Below are 17,198 nucleotides of genomic sequence, written 5' to 3'. Positions count from 1 at the left end.
GACTTCAGTCCTTCTTCAGCAATCCGGCGAGCCCGGCGAACGGGTTATGGGTGGCCTTGGCGATGCTCGGGGTGCTGGTGGAGCCTTCGCTGAAGTACTGCTGGTCGGTATAGCGGGAGTGTTCGTTGTCGTGGCAGTACAGGCACAGCAATTCCCAGTTGGAACCGTCCTGGGGATTGTTGTCGTGGTTGTGGTCGCGGTGGTGGACCGTCAGTTCGCTCAGGCGCTTGCCGGCGAACTCACGGGCGCAGCGGCCGCAGACGTGGGGATACATTCTCAGGGCTTTCTGGCGATAGCCGCGCTCATCGTCGCGCTTGGCGTCGGCGAGAATGCGATCGAGCCGCGCGGTGGCGGCAGCGGAGGAAGAGGAAGTCATTTTTTATACCTGCTCGGGCTTGTTACGGTTTTGACGCCAGTTTAACGCCACTACTCGCGCCTGGGCAGGCAAACTGCTGCGCGGCGGAGTAGCCTGTAGTGTAGAACCTCGACCAGGAGCCCCCCATGCGTCTGACGAGTATCCTGCTGTGCTGGGCCAGTCTCGCCACGGCCCAGGCCGCCGACCTGCAACCGCGGGTCATCGCACCGGTGCCCGGCGCCCCGGGAACCGCGACCCCGACGCCGTATCCGCAGGTGTCGCCGCCTGTCGTGCCGCGCGCCGGTTCCGGCAAGCCGGGAGCGCCATTGTTACCGCCCGTGCCGCTGCCCGCGCCGCCGAAGGATCAACCCTTGCCCGGGTTGTCCCCGGATGCCGGCAAGGAGCGGGCGAAAGACGGCTAGACCTGTTGCGACAAGCGTTGACCATCGAGCATGCGCAACCGCTTGGACAGGGCCACGGCCAGCGCGCGGATGATTTTCGCGGCGATTTTCGGCGCGTCGTTGAGCATTTTTTCCAGCGAGTCCTTGCCCAGGCTGAGCAACTGGCAATCGCTGGCGGCCAGGCACGAGGCCGAACGCCGCTCGCCGTCCAGCACGGCCATTTCGCCGAAGGCGCGGCCCTTGCGCAGGATGGCGATTTCCACTTCGCGGCCGTCGGCGTCGGTCTTGCGTACCGATACCTGGCCGTGAACGATGATGCACATGAAGGTGCCGGCATCGCCTTCGCGGAATATCTCCTGGCCCGCGTCCATGCTGCTCAGGGCGAAATAGCCGGCGGCGGCGAGGAAGTCGCCGGGCAGGAGCTGGTCGAACAGGCCGCAGTCCATCAACAGGTCGCGGATTTCGTTGGTGAGGAAGGTGGCTTCAGGCATCGCGTTCCGTCTTTCTTGTTGTCGAGTTGTGGTGATCGCACCGCGACTGGCGTCGCGGTGCAAGCTCTGACAACGGAAAACGCGATTTACACCACATCCAGCTCATTCAGGATGAAGGCATATTCCAGCGCCACGTCGCGCAGGCCCTGATAACGCCCGCTCATGCCGCCGTGGCCGGCGCCCAGTTCGGTCTTGAGCAGCAGGGGATTGTCGTCGGTGCGGGTCACCCGCAGCCGCGCCACCCACTTGGCCGCTTCCCAGTACTGCACGCGGCTGTCGTTGTAGCCGGCGATCACCAGCATGGACGGGTAGGCCTGGGCTTTCACGTTTTCGTACGGCGCGTAGGCCTTGATCCGCGCGTAAACCTCCGGTTCCTGCGGGTTGCCCCATTCGTCGTACTCGGTGACGGTCAGCGGCAGCTCGGGGTCGAGCATGGTGTTGAGCACATCGACGAACGGCACTTCGGCGATGGCGACCTTGAACAGTTCCGGGCGCTGGTTGAGCACCGCGCCGATCAACAGGCCACCGGCGCTGCCGCCGCTGATCGCCAGTTGCCCGGCACTGGTCACCTGCTCGGCGATCAGGTGTTCGGCGCAGGCGATGAAGTCGTCGAAGGTGTTCTGCTTGTGTTCCTGCTTGCCGGCGCGATACCAGGCTTCACCCAGCTCGCCGCCGCCGCGCACGTGGGCGATGGCGAAGGCCACGCCACGCTCCAGCAAGCTCAGGCGGGCATGGGAGAACCACGGGTCGAGGCTTTCGCCGTAGGCGCCGTAGCCGTACAGGTACAGCGGCACCGGACGGCCGAGGTCTTCGCGGCGCTGCACCAGGCTGATGGGGATGCGCGTGCCGTCGCCGGCGGTGGCCCAGAGGCGGCGGCTGACGTAGGCGTCGGCATCGAACGGGCCGAGCACCGGAGTCTGCTTGAGCACGGCCTGCTCGCCCGAGGCGAGGACCAGTTGACGCACCTGCGCCGGGCGGTTCAGCGCCTCGTAGCGCAGGCGGATGCGCGGGCTGGTGAATTCCAGGCTGTCCTGCACGTACAGGCTGTAGGCGGCATCCGGCAATTGCACGCGGTAGACCGGCAGCCCCGCCGGATGCACTTCGATGATCGGCAGACCGCCTTCGCGCAGGCTCAGGGTCAGGGCGCTGGCGTTGAGGGTCAGGCCTTCCAGCATGATGTCGTCGCGGTGCGGGACCAGGACCTGCCAGTCGGCGCGGCTCGGTACCGCGCCGCTTGGTGCTTGGAACAACGCGAAGTTGATGCCGTCCTGGTTGCTGCGGATGAACCAGCGCCACTCGCCGTCGAGCTGGCCGTGGTCGGGGTAGTACTCGTGGCCTTCGACCCGCGCTGCCAGGCAGGTGAAGGACTGCTCCGGGGTGTTGGCGTCCAGCACCCAGGCTTCGCTGGTGGTCTTGCTGTTGAGCAGCAGGATCAACTGGCGCTCGGAACTGGCCCGGTAGCAGTGCAGGAAGAAACGCCCGTCGGCTTCTTCGAACACCGCCTCGGCGTCCGCGCTGCCCAAGCGGTGGCGGTACAGGCGGAAGGGCCGGTGGGTGTCGTCCAGTTCAGTGAAGAACAGCGTCTGGCTGTCGTTGGCCCAGGTCATGCTGCCGTCGCAGTCGTCGAACGGCAGTTCGCGGATTTCGCCGCTGGCCAGTTCCTTGACGTACAGGGTGTAGATCTCGTCGCCGCTGGTGTCGAGGCTGTAGGCCAGGCGCTGGTGGTCGGGGCTGACGTTGAAGGCGCCGAGGCTGAGGAAACCGCCGTCGGCGAGGGCGTTGGGGTCGAGCAGCAGTTCTTCGCGGTCCTGGTCGACGCTGTTCGAGTCGTCTGCCGGACGCGGGCAGCGATAGTGCCGCGGGTATTCGTCGCCCGCCGTGGTGCGGGTGTAGTACAGGTACGGGCCCCAGGGCGAGGGCAGCGACAGATCCGTTTCGAGGATGCGGCCCTTGATCTCTTCGAACAATTGCTCGCGCAGTTGCGCCTGGTCGGCCAGTTGCGCCTGCTGATAAGCGTTCTCGGCTTCCAGGTAGGCCATGACCTCCGCGGCGTCGCGCTCCTGTAGCCAGGCGTAGGGATCCGGTCCGTCGCCCTGGCGGGCGATCGGTGCAGGGGAAGCGTTGGCGGTAGCGGACATGGGGTTCTCTTGGCTGGGGGGCGCCTGCGCGCGGAAAAGCCGTTATCATAAGCGCCTGTTTGCCTACCTTTCCACGGACGCCATGACCGAAAACGACTATCTGTTCGCCTGGGGCCTGTACGCCCTGGCCGCCCTGGGCTGCCTGTGGGTGGGTTTCCGCATCACCGGCTGGATGTGGCGCTGGCTGCGCGAGCCGCTGCGGGTGTTGATGGCGGTGCTGCTGCTGACCCCGACCATCATCGACCCGGTCAAGGAGCTGTTCGCCCCGGCCATCGCCATTACCGCCCTGGACATGCTGTTCAAGGTCGGCAACAACGTCTGGCGCGCTGCTTCCGATCTGGCCATGTACGGCATGATCGCCTTCGCCCTTTACCTTATCTTCGTCGCCATCCGCCTGCCGCTGGAGGCCCGCGCCCGTGCCCGTCGCGAGCGCGCCGAAGCCGCCGCCAAGCGTGATGCCGACGAAGTCATGGCCGAGCCTGTTACAAGTGCCAGCCGCTACCGCGAGGAGCCGCCGGAATTGCCGCCGGGCGGCCCGCGCCAACGTCTCGAACCGCGTCTGTAACGCCTGGAGCGACCCGAGCAATGTGTGAACTACTGGGCATGAGCGCCAACGTCCCCACCGATATCGTTTTCAGCTTTACCGGGCTGATGCAGCGCGGCGGCCGCACCGGCCCGCACCGCGATGGTTGGGGCATCGGTTTCTATGAAGGGCGCGGCCTGCGGTTGTTCCAGGACCCGGCCGCGAGCTGCGAGTCGGAAGTCGCCAACCTGGTGCAGCGCTACCCGATCAAGAGTGAAGTGGTCATCGGCCACATCCGCCAGGCCAACGTCGGCAAGGTCTGCCTGTCCAACACCCACCCGTTCGTCCGCGAACTGTGGGGGCGCAACTGGTGCTTCGCGCACAACGGCCAACTGGCCGAGTTCAACGGTCAGACGACTTTCTACCGGCCCATCGGCGACACCGACAGCGAAGCGGCCTTCTGCGACCTGCTCAACCGTATCCGCGAAGCCTTCCCGGAGCCGGTGGAGGTGGAAGAACTGATTCCGGTGCTCGAACAGGCCTGCAACGAATACCGCGGCAAGGGCGTGTTCAACTGCCTGCTCAGTGATGGCGACTGGCTGTTCTGTTTCTGTTCGACCAAGCTGGTACACATCACCCGGCGCGCGCCGTTCGGCCCGGCCCGGCTCAAGGATGTCGACATGATCGTCGACTTCCAGGCCGAAACCACCCCCAACGACGTGGTCACGGTCATCGCCACCGAGGCGCTCACGGAAAACGAAACCTGGCACCGCTACGAGCCCGGCCAATGGGGCCTGTGGCGGCGCGGCGAATGCATCGCACGGGGTCAGGCCCGCTAAGGAAAGGCGTCATGCTCAGAAGCTACCTGCGATTGATCCTGTTTACCTGCGGTTTGCTGCTGGGGGTGCAGATTCCCGGCCTGATCAACGATTACAGCCAGCGGGTCGAGGCGCATCTGCTGGAGTCGCGCGAGGGCCTTAAAGGCTTCGAGCAAACTGCGCAGCGCTTCTTCAAGGGCGATTTGCAGGCGCTGGTGCGGCACTACCGCGCCAGCGACGACCCGGTGTTCCAGAGCGATGCCAACAGCATCGACAGCCTGCTCAGCCGCAACCAGATGCTGGAAAGCGAATGGCAGGCGCTGCAGAGCGGTTGGCTGAGTCGCACCCTGCACGTGCTGACGCGCCCGGACCCGGCGATCCGCGAAGAAACCCTCAAGGGCTACAGCTACCAGATCCTCCTGACTCCCGAAGCCGGGGCCTGGGGCCTGGGCTGCGCGGTGCTGCTGGCGCTGCTGATCGAGAGCCTGTTGCTGCTGGTCGGCTGGGTCATCATGGGCGGCCGGCGGAAAGCTGTGCAGCCAAGCTGGCGTTGAACCGTTAAACCGGAGGCCCGTGTGAGTCGTCTGCTCCTGAACTGCGACATGGGCGAAAGCTTCGGCAACTGGACCATGGGTCTGGATGCCGAGGTCATGCCCTTCATTGATTGCGCCAACATCGCCTGCGGTTTCCACGCCGGCGACCCCGGCATCATGCGCCAGACCGTGGCCCTCGCGGCGGCCAACAAGGTGCTGGTCGGTGCCCATCCCGCCTACCCGGACCTGCAAGGCTTCGGCCGCCGGTCCATGGCCTGCAGCAACGAGGAAATCCGCGACCTGCTGCATTACCAGATCGGTGCGCTGGACGGCATCTGCCGGGTCCAGGGCACCCACGTCGCCTACGTCAAACCCCATGGCGCCTTGTACAACGACATGATGGCCAACCCGGACACCCTGCGCGCCGTGCTCGAAGCCGTCTCCGCCTACGACTCGACCCTGCCGCTGATGCTGATGGCTACTGCTGACGATAGCGCGGCGCAGGCGCTGGGCGACGAACTGGGCGTGACGCTGTGGTTCGAAGCCTTCGCCGACCGCGCCTATGACGCTGCCGGCCGGTTGGTGTCGCGGCGCCTGCCGGGGGCGGTGCATCACGATCCTGCCCTGGTACTGGAACAGGCCCTGCGCCTGGCCCGCGGCGAGCCGCTGACCGCCAGTGATGGCAGCGCGGTGCGGCTGCGGGCCCAGACCCTTTGCGTGCACGGCGACAACCACAGCGCGGTGGCGGCGGTACGGCAGATCCGCGAGGCGCTGGACGCCCTGGCCACGCCATGAAGCTGCGCGTCGAAGTGGTCGCCATCGATTGCCTGATGGTCCGTCTGTTCGATGCCATCGACGAAGCCAACATGCCCTGGATGCTCGCCGCCAGCCAGCGGCTGCGGGCTGTGTTCGGCGAGCGGCTGGTCGACCTGGTGCCGTCGTACACCACGCTGATGTTGCAGTTCGACCTATTGCAGTGCTCGCCGCGAGAGGCGCGCAACCTGATCGACAACGCCCTGCGCGATCTGCAGCCGGACAACGGCGCGGGCGGGCGGCGGCTTGAGATTCCGGTGTGGTACGACGCCAGTGTCGGCCCCGAACTGAGGGTGCTGGCGGCCCGTTGCGGCGTGTCGGAGGACGAGATCATCCGCCGCCACAGCGGTCGCGAGTATCAGGTGTTCGCCCTGGGTTTCGCGCCGGGCTTCGCCTTTATGGGCCTGGTGGAGGAATCCCTGGCCTCGCCACGGCTGCCGACCCCGCGCAAGCGCGTGGCGGCCGGCAGCGTCGGTATCGCCGAGCGCCAGACCGCGGCTTATCCGGCGCTGTCGCCGGGCGGCTGGAACCTGATCGGACGCACCCCCGCGCCGTTGTTCGACCGCCAGCGCGACGGCTACAGCCTGCTGCAGCCCGGCGACCGCGTGCGTTTCGTGGCCATCACCCACGCTGAATTTCTGGCCTTGGGCGGGGACGACACCCCGCTGGAGGAACAGGCATGAGCGTACTGACGGTTGAGGCCAGCACACCGCTGTGCCAGTTGCAGGACAACGGCCGTTTTGGCGTGCGTCACCTGGGCGTGACCCAGGGCGGGGCGCTGGACTGGGTATCGGCGCGCTGGGCCAACTGGCTGCTGGACAACCCGGCGCAGGCGGCCGTCATTGAAATCACCCTCGGCGGCTTTGCTTTGGTGGCCGAGGCGGATTGCTGCCTGGCCCTGACCGGTGCCGATCTGGATGCCCGGCTCGACGAACAACCCCTCAAACCCTGGCGCAGCTTCACCCTGCGTCGGGGTCAGCGCCTGCGCTTCAATCAGCCGCTGCATGGCGCCCGCGCCTATCTTGCCGCGCCGGGCGGCTTCGCGGTGCCGCAGGTGCTGGGCAGTTGCGCGACGGTGGTGCGCGAAGGGCTTGGCGGGCCGGATGGCGAGGGGCGGGCGCTGGTCAAGGGCGACAGACTGGAATATGCCGGGCAGCCGACGGGCCGCGGCGAGGTGCCGCTGGTGTTACGGCCTGCGTTCGATGGCGAGCCGCTGCTGGATCTGGTGATGGGCGCGCAACTGGGCGAGTTCAGCGGGCAGAGCCTGTTCGACGCCTTCAACCGTGACTGGACGCTGGACAGCCGGGCCGACCGCATGGGCATTCGCTTGCTGGGGCCGGCGTTGCAGTATCAGGGCCAGCCGATGATTTCCGAGGGCATTCCGCTGGGCGCAGTGCAGGTGCCGCCGGATGGGCAGCCGATTGTGTTGCTCAATGACCGGCAGACCATTGGCGGGTATCCGCGGCTGGGTGCGCTGACGCCGTTGGCGCTGGCACGGCTGGCGCAGTGCTTGCCGGGGGAGAGGGTGCGGTTTCGGGCGGTGGTGCAGGAACTGGCGTGGGCCGAGATGCGGGATTGGCTCAAGAGGTTTGTTTGAGCTGAGGGCCGCATCGCTGGCTTGCCAGCGATGCGGCCCCAAAGAGCAACAGAAATTACTTGGACAAAAACCTCATCCCTTCCTCCAGCCCCCGCAACGTCAGCGGATACATCCGGTCCTCTACCAGCTCGCGCATGATGTTGGTGGAGGCGGTGTAGTTCCAGGTGTCCTTCGGATACGGATTGATCCAGATGAGCTTCTTGAATTTCTCCATGAAGCGCTGCATCCACACGTAACCCGCTTCTTCGTTCCAGTGCTCGACGCTGCCACCCGGCTGGGTGATTTCGTAGGGCGCCATGGCCGCGTCACCGACGAACACCACTTTGTAGTCGGCGCCGTACTTGTGCAGCAGGTCCAGGGTGGAGGTGCGTTCGGAGGTCCGCCGCAGGTTGTTTTTCCACACCGATTCGTACACGCAGTTGTGGAAGTAGTAGTACTCCAGGTGCTTGAACTCGGTCTTGCAGGCGGAGAACAGTTCCTCGCAGGTTTTCACGTGGGCATCCATCGAGCCGCCGATATCGAACAGCAGCAACAGCTTCACCGTGTTGCGCCGCTCCGGACGCATCTGGATGTTGAGCAAGCCGGCGTCGCGGGCGGTGTGGTCGATGGTGCCGTCGATATCCAGTTCTTCCGCGGCACCCTGGCGCGCGAACTTGCGCAGCCGGCGCAGGGCCAGCTTGATGTTGCGGGTGCCCAGTTCGACCTGGTCGTCGAGGTTCTTGTACTCGCGCTGGTCCCAGACCTTGACCGCTTTGCCCTGGCGCTTGCCGGCGTCGCCGACGCGGATGCCTTCCGGGTTGAAGCCGCCCGAGCCGAACGGGCTGGTGCCGCCGGTGCCGATCCACTTGTTGCCGCCGGCATGGCGTTCCTTCTGTTCTTCCAGGCGCTTCTTGAACTCTTCGATCAGCTTGTCCAGCCCGCCGAGGGACTGGATCTGCGCGCGTTCCTCGTCGGTCAGCGAGCGCTCGAACTCCTTGCGCAGCCAGTCTTCCGGAATCAGCGCTTCCAGATGCCGGTCGAGGTTTTCCAGGCCCTTGAAGTAGGCCGAGAAGGCGCGGTCGAATTTGTCGAAATGGCGTTCGTCCTTCACCAGGATCGCCCGCGACAGGTAATAGAACTCGTCCATGTCGGCGAAGGTGACCCGCGCCTTCAGCGCATTGATCAGGTCGAGCAGTTCACGCACCGACACCGGCACTTTCGCCGCGCGCATTTCATTGAACAGGTTGAGCAGCATGGCATTCGCCCCCGTTGGCTCAGCGGTTGCCGCGACGGCTCATGAAGGCCAGGCGCTCAAGCAACTGCACGTCCTGTTCGTTTTTCACCAGGGCGCCGGCCAGCGGCGGAATGGCCTTGGTCGGATCGCGCTCGCGCAGCACCGCTTCGCCGATGTTGTCGGCCATCAGCAGCTTGAGCCAGTCCACCAGTTCGGAGGTGGACGGCTTTTTCTTCAGGCCCGGCACCTTGCGCACGTCGAAGAACACGTCCAGCGCTTCGCTGACCAGGTCTTTCTTGATGTTCGGGTAGTGGACGTCGACGATCTTCTGCAGGGTGTCGCGGTCGGGGAAGGCGATGTAGTGGAAGAAGCAGCGGCGCAGGAAGGCGTCCGGCAGTTCCTTTTCGTTGTTCGAGGTGATGATGATGATCGGGCGCTGCTTGGCCTTGATCGTCTCGTCGGTCTCGTAAACGTAGAACTCCATCTTGTCCAGTTCCTGCAACAGGTCGTTGGGGAACTCGATGTCGGCCTTGTCGATCTCGTCGATCAGCAGGATCACCCGCTCTTCAGCCTCGAAGGCCTCCCAGAGCTTGCCTTTCTTCAGGTAGTTGCGCACGTCGTGGACCTTGTCCACGCCCAGTTGCGAGTCGCGCAGGCGGCTGACCGCATCGTATTCGTAGAGGCCCTGGTGGGCCTTGGTGGTGGACTTGATGTGCCAGGTGATCAGCCTGGCGCCGAAGGATTCGGCCAGTTGCTCGGCGAGCATGGTCTTGCCGGTGCCCGGCTCGCCCTTGACCAGCAGTGGCCGCTCCAGGGTGATCGCCGCGTTGACCGCCAGTTTCAGGTCGTCTGTGGCGACGTATGCGCTGGTGCCTTCGAACTTCATGTGCCCATCCTCAATTGCGGATGCCAAGGGGCATGGCCCTGGCGGAAAATTGTCATGCGCGACTATAACGTGCGTCCTACGAGACTGGGAACGCAGACGGCCCATTCAGTCTCTGAATGGGCCGTCACTCAATGACTCAGTCAGACTTGGGCGGCGAGCGCTCATATCGTGCGCTGAAGGCCTGGATAAAGCCGTTGCGCAGGATCTGCAAAAACGCCTCGAAGGCGCTGATATCGCTCTGGTGCACGCTGCCGGAAAGCTCGACGCGGGTGGCGAACTGGTTTTTCGGCTGGTTCTTCAGCACCGTTTCGCTGGCGCCGACCAGCGCTTCCCAGATCGAGCGGAAGAAGTTTTTGTCCTTGTTTTCGACGTCCTGCTGCCAGTTGAACACCTCGACATCCCGCAGCAGCGGCTTGATGTAGCCGCTGAGTTTGCCTTTCTGCGCCCGGGCTTCGATCACCAGGTCACCGTGGCCGGCGTTGAAGTCGAACTTGCCGTAGGCGCTGGCGAAGTCATTGAGGCGGCGCAACTGGATATCGGTGGCACGCAGGCGGAATTCGAAGTCTTCGAAATTGCTCAGCGGGTCGAACGTCGCGGTGCTCTCCACGGCGGCGTCGCCCAGCAGCCGGGCCTTGCCTTCGAAACTGGCGTCGCGGCGGCCTTCCTTGTCCACCACGTTGGTCAGGTTGTGGATGCTGGCGTTGAGCTGGGTGGCCTTGAGCGAGACGGGCGGTTTGGAATTGAAGTTGCGGAAGGTCAGGGTGCCGTCCTGGATCAGCACTTCGTTGAGGGTGATCGGCAGGAGTTTTTCCAGTTGCTGGCGCCAGTTGGTGCCGCGACCGGTCTGCGAGGCCTGCTTGTTGCCGCCATCGACGAAGTTGAGCTCGGGCTTGAGGAAGGTCACCTCGGCGACCACCGCATGGTCGTGCCACAGCGAATGCCAGCTCACCGACAGGTCGATCAGTGGCGCGTCGAGCAGCGGCACCGGCACCTTGCCGCTGGTCTTGACGATGGTCAGGCCGTTGATTTTGTAGGCGCCGCGCCACCACGCCAGGTCGACATCGGCGACCTGGCCGCGGTACTCGCCCATGTCGGCGAGCTTGCCATTGAGGTAGTCGCGCACCAGCCAGGGCAGGGACAGGTGCAGGGCGAGCAGCAGCAGGATCAGGCTGGCCAGGCCCACCAAGGGCCAGCGGTAGCGGCGTTTCATCGGCGTCTCCCGGATGCGCATGAAGGGTTGACCGCCGTCAAGGCCGCGGAGTTCGGCCGGGGTAGACGCACCCCCATGGCAGGCTTACCCTTGAGCTTTTCGCTCGGTGCCAAAAGGACCTCCTGCCATGAGCCGTATCTTCGCTGACAACGCCCATTCCATCGGCAATACGCCGCTGGTGCAGATCAACCGCATCGCCCCGCGCGGGGTCACCATCCTGGCCAAGATCGAAGGGCGCAACCCGGGTTATTCGGTCAAATGCCGGATCGGCGCGAACATGGTCTGGGACGCCGAAAGCAGCGGCAAACTCAAGCCGGGCATGACCATCGTCGAGCCGACCTCGGGCAACACCGGTATCGGCCTGGCCTTCGTTGCCGCCGCCCGTGGCTACAAGCTGGTGCTGACCATGCCGGCGTCGATGAGCATCGAGCGCCGCAAGGTGCTCAAGGCCCTGGGCGCCGAACTGGTGCTGACCGAGCCGGCGAAAGGCATGAAGGGCGCCATCGAGAAGGCCAACGAGATCGTTGCCAGCGACCCGTCGACCTACTTCATGCCGGCGCAGTTCGATAACCCGGCCAACCCGGCGATCCACGAGAAGACCACCGGCCCGGAAATCTGGAACGACACCGATGGCGCGGTTGACGTGCTGGTGGCGGGCGTCGGTACTGGCGGCACCATTACTGGCGTATCGCGCTACATCAAGAACACCCAGGGCAAGGCCATCCTCTCGGTGGCCGTGGAGCCGGTGGTTTCGCCGGTGATCACCCAGGCCCTGGCTGGCGAGGAAATCAAGCCGAGCCCGCACAAGATCCAGGGCATCGGCGCCGGGTTCGTGCCGAAGAACCTCGACCTGTCGATCGTCGATCAGGTCGAGTTGGTCAGCGATGACGACGCCAAGGCCATGGCCCTGCGCCTGATGCAGGAAGAAGGGATTCTGTGCGGTATTTCCTGTGGCGCGGCAATGGTTGCTGCGGTGCGCCTGGCCGAGAAGCCGGAAATGCAGGGCAAGACCATCGTGGTGATCCTGCCGGACTCCGGTGAGCGGTATCTGTCCAGCATGCTGTTCAGTGATCTGTTCACCGATCAGGAAAACCTGCAGTAAGCGATGGGCATACCGCTAAATCCTGATCTCCGGCAAATCCACGATCCCGCCGTTGTTACATAATCCTCAAAACTCTCTATCAGGCCCCGGTTGTTTTTACCGGGGCCTGTTCGGTTTATCATGGACGATTTCCGGCGCCGAGCCTGAACGAAAATTCCAGGAGTGATGCATGACTTTTTCCTTCGTCGCCAAGGCTGGCGTACTGCTGTTGTTCTTCGGCAGCGTCCTGTACGTGCACCTGCGCGGCAAGGCACGCCTTCCCGTGCTGCGCCAGTTCGTCAACCATTCGGCCTTGTTCGCGCCTTACAACTCGCTGATGTACCTGTTCTCCGGCGTACCGTCCAAGCCGTACCTGGACCGCGAGCGCTTCCCCGAGCTGGATGTGCTGAAGAACAACTGGGAAACCATCCGCGAAGAGGCCATGCACCTGTTCGACGAGGGTTACATCCGTGCCGCCGAGAAGGACAACGACGCCGGTTTCGGCTCGTTCTTCAAGAAGGGCTGGAAGCGTTTCTACCTGAAGTGGTACGACAAGGCCCTGCCTTCGGCCGAGCTGCTGTGCCCGAAGACCGTCGAGCTGGTCAACAGCATTCCCAATGTGAAAGGCGCGATGTTCGCCCTGCTGCCCGGCGGCAGTCACCTGAACCCGCACCGCGACCCGTTCGCCGGTTCCCTGCGTTATCACCTGGGGCTGTCCACGCCAAACTCCGATAACTGCCGGATCTACGTCGACGGCCAGCCCTACGCCTGGCGCGACGGTGAAGACGTGATGTTCGACGAAACCTACGTGCACTGGGTGAAGAACGAAACCGAAACTACCCGGGTGATCCTGTTCTGCGACGTCGAGCGTCCGCTGAGCAGCCCGTTCATGACCCGCGTCAACCGCAAGGTCAGTGCGTTCCTTGGCCGCGCCACCGCGCCGCAGAACACCGATGACGAGCGCGTCGGCGGGATCAACCAGGCGTATGCCTGGAGCAAGAAATTCAGCAATGTCATCAGCGCCCGGGTGAAGACCTTCAAGCGCGCCAATCCCAAGGCCTACCGCGTGATGCGGCCGGTGCTGGCGGTGGTTGTGGCTTATCTGCTGTATCGCTGGTTGTTCTGATTTCAATCGCTGGCAAGCGGCGCACCGCTTGCCAGCGAGAGTGTCTTGCGCCATTAAATGGCCACGGTTATAGTCCTCAGCACTTCATCTCATCCGAAGACCTCTTCATGTCCTCCACCCCACTCACCACCGTATTCGCTACCGCGCCCGACGCGGTCGTGGTTGTGCGTGCGCCGGCGGTCATCAGCCCTCCTTCACCTGTCAGCAGCGTCGTTGTGGTGGTAGTGGCCTGATCGGCCCATATCCCATCCCGATCTTCTGAGTGCGGCCCCTCCGGCCGTTCGGCTTACTTGCCCGAATACAGGTGGCAAATTCATGTCTGTTCTTTCCAAAGCATCCGTGGCCTCGGCGGCTACCACCAGCCTGTTCGTCCTGCTCTGGAGCAGTGGCGCGATCGTTTCCAAACTGGGATTGGCGCAGGCCACGCCCTTCGCTTTTCTGTTGCTGCGCTTTCTCATCGCCCTCGGCGGTCTGTTGTTGCTCGGGCCGCTGCTCAGGCTGCGCTGGCCCCGTGAACCCGCAGCCATCCGTCAGGCGCTGATCACCGGTGCGGTGCTACTCGGCGCCTACCAGATCTTCTACCTGCTGGCGCTGGACCTGAAGGTCACGCCCGGCGTCATGGCCACGGTCATGGGCGTGCAACCAATCCTCACCGTCGCGCTGATGGAACGGCAACGTTCGTTCCGTCGGCTGTTCGGGTTGTGCCTTGGTCTGGCCGGGCTGGTGCTGGTGGTCTGGCAAGGGCTCGGCCTGGGCGGGATCTCCCTGGCTGGCATGGGCTTCGCCTTGCTGGCGCTGGCGAGCATGACCTTCGGTTCGATCATGCAGAAACGCATCACCCGCGATCCCCTTGGCACGCTGCCGTTGCAGTACCTCGCCGGCCTGTTGCTGTGCGCGTTGTTTGCGCCGTTCCAGCCGCTGGCGGTGCAGCCGGGCGCGCAACTGTGGGGCTCGTTGCTGTGGATGGGCCTGGTGGTTTCGGTGCTGGCGACCCTGTTGCTGTACCGGCTGATTGCCCGGGGCAATCTGGTCAATGTGACCAGCCTGTTCTACCTGGTGCCCGCGGTCACCGCGGTGATGGATTACCTGATCTTCGGTAACCGTCTCGCCGCGCTGAGCCTGCTGGGCATGGGGCTGATCGTTATCGGCTTGTTGTTCGTGTTCCGCCAGCCGGCGCGGGCTTGAGCACCAGCCACAGGGCCAGGCCGATCAGCAGCCCGCCGTAAAGGTGCGCCGTGGAGATCGGCTCGTCCAGCAGCCAGGCGCCCCAGAGCACGCCGAATGCCGGGATCAAGAAGGTCACGGTGGAGGATTTCACCGGACCGATTTCCGTGATCAGGCGGAAGTACAGGATGTAGGCGAAGGCGGTGCACAGCAGGCCCAGGCCCAGCAGTGACAGCCACACCGGCCATCCGCCCCAGCTCGCGGGTGGCTGGGTGGCGACGCTCCAGATGAACAGCGGCGTCAGCAGGAGGGTGGCGCCCATCATGCTGCCCAGCGCGGACAAACGGCTGTCGAGGCCGCCGCGCTGGTCCAGCCAGCGCCGGGCGAGAAAGCCTGACAGGCCGTAACAGGTGGTGGCACCGAGGCAGGCGAGGGCGCCCTGCATCAGCTTCAGGTCGAAGGCCACCGGCCCGGCACCGCTGAGAATTCCCACGCCGAGCAGACCGAGGAAGATCCCCAGCAGCTTGGGCAGCGTCATGGTTTCCTGGAAGAACAGCACGCCGATCAGCACGCCCATCAGCGGCGTGGTGGCGTTGAAGATCGCCGAGTAGCCGGCCGGCAGCACCTGCGCGGCCACCGCGTAGAGCGTCGCCGGAATCCCCGAGTTGATCATTCCGAGCATCAGGGCGACCTTGAACTTGCCCTGGAAATCCCAGCGCACCCGCATCAGCGCGAGGATCACCAGCAATCCGGCGCAGGCGATCGACACCCGGAAAAACGCCGTCGGCACGGTGCCCAGCACCGGGGCGATGATGCGCATGAACAGAAAGCTGGCGCCCCAGACGGCGGCGAGGATCAGCAGACGGGACAAAGCGATGGGGCTCACGGGACTCTCCGGGCAGAAACGGGGGAAGGAGTGTAAGGCATAAGCCGGGGCGATCTCGTCCGCTTTCTTGCGGGCTGAATCCGTTCATGCCGGTTAATGTCGCCCAGTGCGCAAAAACGCCTGTTCGCGATGCTGGCAGAGTGATTCCGATTTGGCTGATCCGCCCCTGTGCAGCGGCCTGCGCCGCGGTTACTCTCAGGCTTTCGTCCTTTGTGCCAGAGGTCCAGATATGCCCCAGCAATGGCCGGCCGCCGATATCGCCCGGATGATCCTCGAAGGTTTCGACAACTACCGCGAGCACTTCCGCCAGATCACCGTCGGTGCCCGCGAACGTTTCGAAAAAGCCCTCTGGCAACAGATCCAGAGCGCCGCGGCGGCGCGGATCAACCTCTACGAGGAGAAGGTCGCCGAGGTCAGCGCCCGCCTGCACGAGGGCTTCGACGCCGAGGTGCTGCTGGATGTCTCGTTCTGGCCGCTGGTGAAGAGCGCCTACATCAACCTGATCGACCCGCGTCTCGACGATGAGCTGTCGGAGACCTGGTACAACTCGATCTTCTGCAGCCTGTTCAGCCACGACCTGATCAGCGACGGCTGCATGTTCATCCACACCACCCGGCCGTCGCTGCGCGCCCATGAACGTGCAGCGCAGACCCGCGTCTATCGCCCGGACGGGCAACTGGCCGGGCTGCTCGGGCAGATTTTCAACGACTACCGCTTCGATGTGCCCTACGCCGACCTGCCGGGCGACCTGGCCCGCCTGGAAGCGCAATTGCGCGACAACCTGCCGGACTGGGTGTGCAAGGACCCGCAATTGCAGATCGAGCTGTTCTCGCCGGTGCTCTACCGCAACAAAGGCGCGTACCTGGTGGGGCGGATCTTCACCCAGGACGAGCAATGGCCGCTGGTGATCCCGCTGCTGCACCGCGAAGGCCATGGCATCGAGATTGACGCGCTGATCACCGACGAAGCTGATGTGTCGATCATCTTCTCCTTCACCCGCTCCTATTTCATGGTGGATGTGCCGGTGCCGGCGGAGTTCGTCGGCTTCCTCAAGCGCATTCTGCCGGGTAAACATATTGCCGAGCTGTACACCTCGATCGGGTTCTACAAGCACGGCAAATCGGAGTTCTACCGGGCGCTGATCAACCACCTGGCCAGCACCGACGACCGCTTCATCATGGCGCCCGGCGTGCGCGGCATGGTGATGAGCGTGTTCACCCTGACGGGCTTCAACACCGTGTTCAAGATCATCAAGGACCGCTTCTCGCCGTCGAAAAGCGTCGACCGCGCCACGGTGATCGAAAAGTACCGCATGGTGAAGAGCGTCGACCGGGTAGGGCGTATGGCCGATACCCAGGAGTTCGCCGATTTTCGCTTCCCGGTGAGCAAGTTTGACCCGGATTGCCTGGCCGAACTGCTGGAAGTGGCACCCTCGACCGTGACCCTGGAAGGCGACACGGTGCTGGTGCGTCACTGCTGGACCGAGCGGCGCATGACCCCGCTGAACCTGTACCTGGAAAACGCCACCGATGCCCAGGTCCGCGAAGCGCTGGACGATTACGGTCTGGCGATCAAGCAACTGGCGGCGGCGAACATCTTTCCCGGCGACATGCTGCTGAAGAACTTCGGCGTCACCCGTCACGGCCGGGTGGTGTTCTACGACTATGACGAAATCACCCTGCTCACCGAGGCCAATTTCCGCCGCATCCCGGCGCCGCGTTTCCCCGAGGACGAGATGTCCAGCGAGCCCTGGTATTCCATTGGCCCGCACGACGTGTTCCCCGAGGAGTTCCCGCCGTTTCTCTTCGCCGATATGGGCCAGCGCCGTCTGTTCAGCCAGTTGCATGGCGAGCTGTACGATGCCGAGTACTGGAAAGGCCTGCAGGACGCGATCAGCGCCGGCAAGGTGATCGATGTCTTCCCGTACCGGCGTAAAGGCCGCGAAGAAATGATCGCCTGACGG

General features: G+C 64.3%; 18 protein-coding genes. 11 read left to right on the top strand and 7 right to left on the bottom strand.

All coding sequences use genetic code 11. The features are described from left to right. Positions 1–4 precede the first annotated feature (4 nt). The gene (locus NTD88_RS12780; RefSeq protein ID WP_095153916.1) at positions 5–376 is read right to left on the bottom strand and encodes a YajD family HNH nuclease; all 372 of its coding nucleotides are present in this window, start codon (positions 374–376) and stop codon (positions 5–7) included. Between the two features lie 125 nt (positions 377–501). Between NTD88_RS12780 and NTD88_RS12775 the strand changes: the two genes are divergently transcribed. Further along, complete coding sequence (locus tag NTD88_RS12775) at positions 502–777, top strand: hypothetical protein (RefSeq protein ID WP_262129175.1); 276 nt, start codon at positions 502–504, stop codon at positions 775–777. Here the strand turns inward: NTD88_RS12775 and NTD88_RS12770 are convergent. Continuing rightward, positions 774–1,247 (bottom strand): cyclic nucleotide-binding domain-containing protein, encoded by a 474-nt coding sequence (locus NTD88_RS12770; RefSeq protein WP_175651333.1) that lies wholly within the window; start codon positions 1,245–1,247, stop codon positions 774–776. The two genes, NTD88_RS12775 and NTD88_RS12770, sit on opposite strands and share 4 nt — an antisense overlap. An 86-nt stretch (positions 1,248–1,333) precedes the next feature. Continuing rightward, positions 1,334–3,385 (bottom strand): S9 family peptidase, encoded by a 2,052-nt coding sequence (locus tag NTD88_RS12765; protein WP_262155309.1) that lies wholly within the window; start codon positions 3,383–3,385, stop codon positions 1,334–1,336. Between the two features lie 82 nt (positions 3,386–3,467). Between NTD88_RS12765 and NTD88_RS12760 the strand changes: the two genes are divergently transcribed. Genes NTD88_RS12760 through NTD88_RS12735 form a run of 6 tightly spaced genes read left to right on the top strand, consistent with a single transcriptional unit; the run spans position 3,468 to position 7,669 of the window. After that, entirely contained in the window at positions 3,468–3,950 is a 483-nt protein-coding gene (locus NTD88_RS12760; RefSeq protein ID WP_095154330.1) for an MFS transporter, read from the top strand. A gap of 20 nt (positions 3,951–3,970) precedes the next feature. Continuing rightward, positions 3,971–4,747: a class II glutamine amidotransferase gene (locus NTD88_RS12755; RefSeq protein WP_262155308.1), complete on the top strand. Its 777-nt coding sequence runs from the start codon at positions 3,971–3,973 to the stop codon at positions 4,745–4,747. Between the two features lie 11 nt (positions 4,748–4,758). Next, on the top strand, positions 4,759–5,280 hold the full coding sequence (locus tag NTD88_RS12750) for a DUF2937 family protein (RefSeq protein ID WP_262155307.1): 522 nt from the start codon (positions 4,759–4,761) through the stop codon (positions 5,278–5,280). A gap of 21 nt (positions 5,281–5,301) precedes the next feature. Continuing rightward, positions 5,302–6,054: a 5-oxoprolinase subunit PxpA gene (locus NTD88_RS12745; RefSeq protein WP_262155305.1), complete on the top strand. Its 753-nt coding sequence runs from the start codon at positions 5,302–5,304 to the stop codon at positions 6,052–6,054. Next, positions 6,051–6,755: a 5-oxoprolinase subunit PxpB gene (gene pxpB, locus NTD88_RS12740; RefSeq protein WP_262155304.1), complete on the top strand. Its 705-nt coding sequence runs from the start codon at positions 6,051–6,053 to the stop codon at positions 6,753–6,755. The genes NTD88_RS12745 and pxpB overlap by 4 nt, the downstream gene beginning before the upstream one ends. Next, entirely contained in the window at positions 6,752–7,669 is a 918-nt protein-coding gene (locus NTD88_RS12735; protein ID WP_262155303.1) for a biotin-dependent carboxyltransferase family protein, read from the top strand. The genes pxpB and NTD88_RS12735 overlap by 4 nt, the downstream gene beginning before the upstream one ends. 55 nt (positions 7,670–7,724) lie before the next feature. Here NTD88_RS12735 and NTD88_RS12730 read toward each other — a convergent pair whose 3' ends face one another. The 3 genes from NTD88_RS12730 to NTD88_RS12720 form a co-directional block, all read right to left on the bottom strand. Beyond that, positions 7,725–8,903: a vWA domain-containing protein gene (locus NTD88_RS12730; RefSeq protein ID WP_095153907.1), complete on the bottom strand. Its 1,179-nt coding sequence runs from the start codon at positions 8,901–8,903 to the stop codon at positions 7,725–7,727. 19 nt (positions 8,904–8,922) lie between these two features. Beyond that, on the bottom strand, positions 8,923–9,768 hold the full coding sequence (locus NTD88_RS12725; RefSeq protein WP_095153906.1) for an AAA family ATPase: 846 nt from the start codon (positions 9,766–9,768) through the stop codon (positions 8,923–8,925). A gap of 136 nt (positions 9,769–9,904) precedes the next feature. Continuing rightward, complete coding sequence (locus NTD88_RS12720; RefSeq protein WP_262129182.1) at positions 9,905–10,978, bottom strand: DUF748 domain-containing protein; 1,074 nt, start codon at positions 10,976–10,978, stop codon at positions 9,905–9,907. Positions 10,979–11,105: 127 nt separating this feature from the next. On the opposite strand from NTD88_RS12720, the gene cysK reads away from it, so the two are divergent. From cysK to NTD88_RS12705, 3 genes are all read left to right on the top strand, one after another. Continuing rightward, the gene (cysK, locus tag NTD88_RS12715) at positions 11,106–12,080 is read left to right on the top strand and encodes a cysteine synthase A (RefSeq protein WP_262129183.1); all 975 of its coding nucleotides are present in this window, start codon (positions 11,106–11,108) and stop codon (positions 12,078–12,080) included. 169 nt (positions 12,081–12,249) lie between these two features. Continuing rightward, the gene (locus NTD88_RS12710; RefSeq protein WP_095153903.1) at positions 12,250–13,185 is read left to right on the top strand and encodes an aspartyl/asparaginyl beta-hydroxylase domain-containing protein; all 936 of its coding nucleotides are present in this window, start codon (positions 12,250–12,252) and stop codon (positions 13,183–13,185) included. Positions 13,186–13,500: 315 nt separating this feature from the next. After that, positions 13,501–14,370, top strand: coding sequence for a DMT family transporter (locus tag NTD88_RS12705; protein WP_262155302.1), 870 nt, complete (start codon positions 13,501–13,503; stop codon positions 14,368–14,370). Here NTD88_RS12705 and NTD88_RS12700 read toward each other — a convergent pair. Beyond that, positions 14,327–15,235, bottom strand: a complete 909-nt coding sequence (locus NTD88_RS12700; RefSeq protein WP_262155301.1) for a DMT family transporter — start codon at positions 15,233–15,235, stop codon at positions 14,327–14,329. The genes NTD88_RS12705 and NTD88_RS12700 overlap by 44 nt on opposite strands. A gap of 229 nt (positions 15,236–15,464) precedes the next feature. On the opposite strand from NTD88_RS12700, the gene aceK reads away from it, so the two are divergent. Further along, on the top strand, positions 15,465–17,195 hold the full coding sequence (aceK, locus tag NTD88_RS12695; protein ID WP_262155300.1) for a bifunctional isocitrate dehydrogenase kinase/phosphatase: 1,731 nt from the start codon (positions 15,465–15,467) through the stop codon (positions 17,193–17,195). Positions 17,196–17,198 lie beyond the last annotated feature (3 nt).

The organism is Pseudomonas sp. 20P_3.2_Bac5, assembly GCF_025466035.1.
Lineage (GTDB): Bacteria > Pseudomonadota > Gammaproteobacteria > Pseudomonadales > Pseudomonadaceae > Aquipseudomonas.
The sequence above is the reverse complement of the archived record's forward strand: the minus strand, read 5'-3'. Positions and strand labels throughout refer to the sequence as shown.

Excerpts from the sequence above, each read along its gene's own strand:
- NTD88_RS12755 (WP_262155308.1), top strand. The coding sequence starts at position 3,971 with ATGTGTGAACTACTGGGCATGAGCGCCAACGTCCCCACCGATATCGTT.
- NTD88_RS12730 (WP_095153907.1), bottom strand. The coding sequence starts at position 8,903 with ATGCTGCTCAACCTGTTCAATGAAATGCGCGCGGCGAAAGTGCCGGTG.
- cysK (WP_262129183.1), top strand. The coding sequence starts at position 11,106 with ATGAGCCGTATCTTCGCTGACAACGCCCATTCCATCGGCAATACGCCG.
- NTD88_RS12765 (WP_262155309.1), bottom strand. The coding sequence starts at position 3,385 with ATGTCCGCTACCGCCAACGCTTCCCCTGCACCGATCGCCCGCCAGGGC.
- NTD88_RS12735 (WP_262155303.1), top strand. The coding sequence starts at position 6,752 with ATGAGCGTACTGACGGTTGAGGCCAGCACACCGCTGTGCCAGTTGCAG.
- NTD88_RS12760 (WP_095154330.1), top strand. The coding sequence starts at position 3,468 with ATGACCGAAAACGACTATCTGTTCGCCTGGGGCCTGTACGCCCTGGCC.
- NTD88_RS12705 (WP_262155302.1), top strand. The coding sequence starts at position 13,501 with ATGTCTGTTCTTTCCAAAGCATCCGTGGCCTCGGCGGCTACCACCAGC.
- aceK (WP_262155300.1), top strand. The coding sequence starts at position 15,465 with ATGCCCCAGCAATGGCCGGCCGCCGATATCGCCCGGATGATCCTCGAA.
- NTD88_RS12750 (WP_262155307.1), top strand. The coding sequence starts at position 4,759 with ATGCTCAGAAGCTACCTGCGATTGATCCTGTTTACCTGCGGTTTGCTG.
- NTD88_RS12725 (WP_095153906.1), bottom strand. The coding sequence starts at position 9,768 with ATGAAGTTCGAAGGCACCAGCGCATACGTCGCCACAGACGACCTGAAA.
- NTD88_RS12780 (WP_095153916.1), bottom strand. The coding sequence starts at position 376 with ATGACTTCCTCTTCCTCCGCTGCCGCCACCGCGCGGCTCGATCGCATT.
- NTD88_RS12775 (WP_262129175.1), top strand. The coding sequence starts at position 502 with ATGCGTCTGACGAGTATCCTGCTGTGCTGGGCCAGTCTCGCCACGGCC.
- NTD88_RS12770 (WP_175651333.1), bottom strand. The coding sequence starts at position 1,247 with ATGCCTGAAGCCACCTTCCTCACCAACGAAATCCGCGACCTGTTGATG.
- NTD88_RS12720 (WP_262129182.1), bottom strand. The coding sequence starts at position 10,978 with ATGAAACGCCGCTACCGCTGGCCCTTGGTGGGCCTGGCCAGCCTGATC.
- pxpB (WP_262155304.1), top strand. The coding sequence starts at position 6,051 with ATGAAGCTGCGCGTCGAAGTGGTCGCCATCGATTGCCTGATGGTCCGT.
- NTD88_RS12710 (WP_095153903.1), top strand. The coding sequence starts at position 12,250 with ATGACTTTTTCCTTCGTCGCCAAGGCTGGCGTACTGCTGTTGTTCTTC.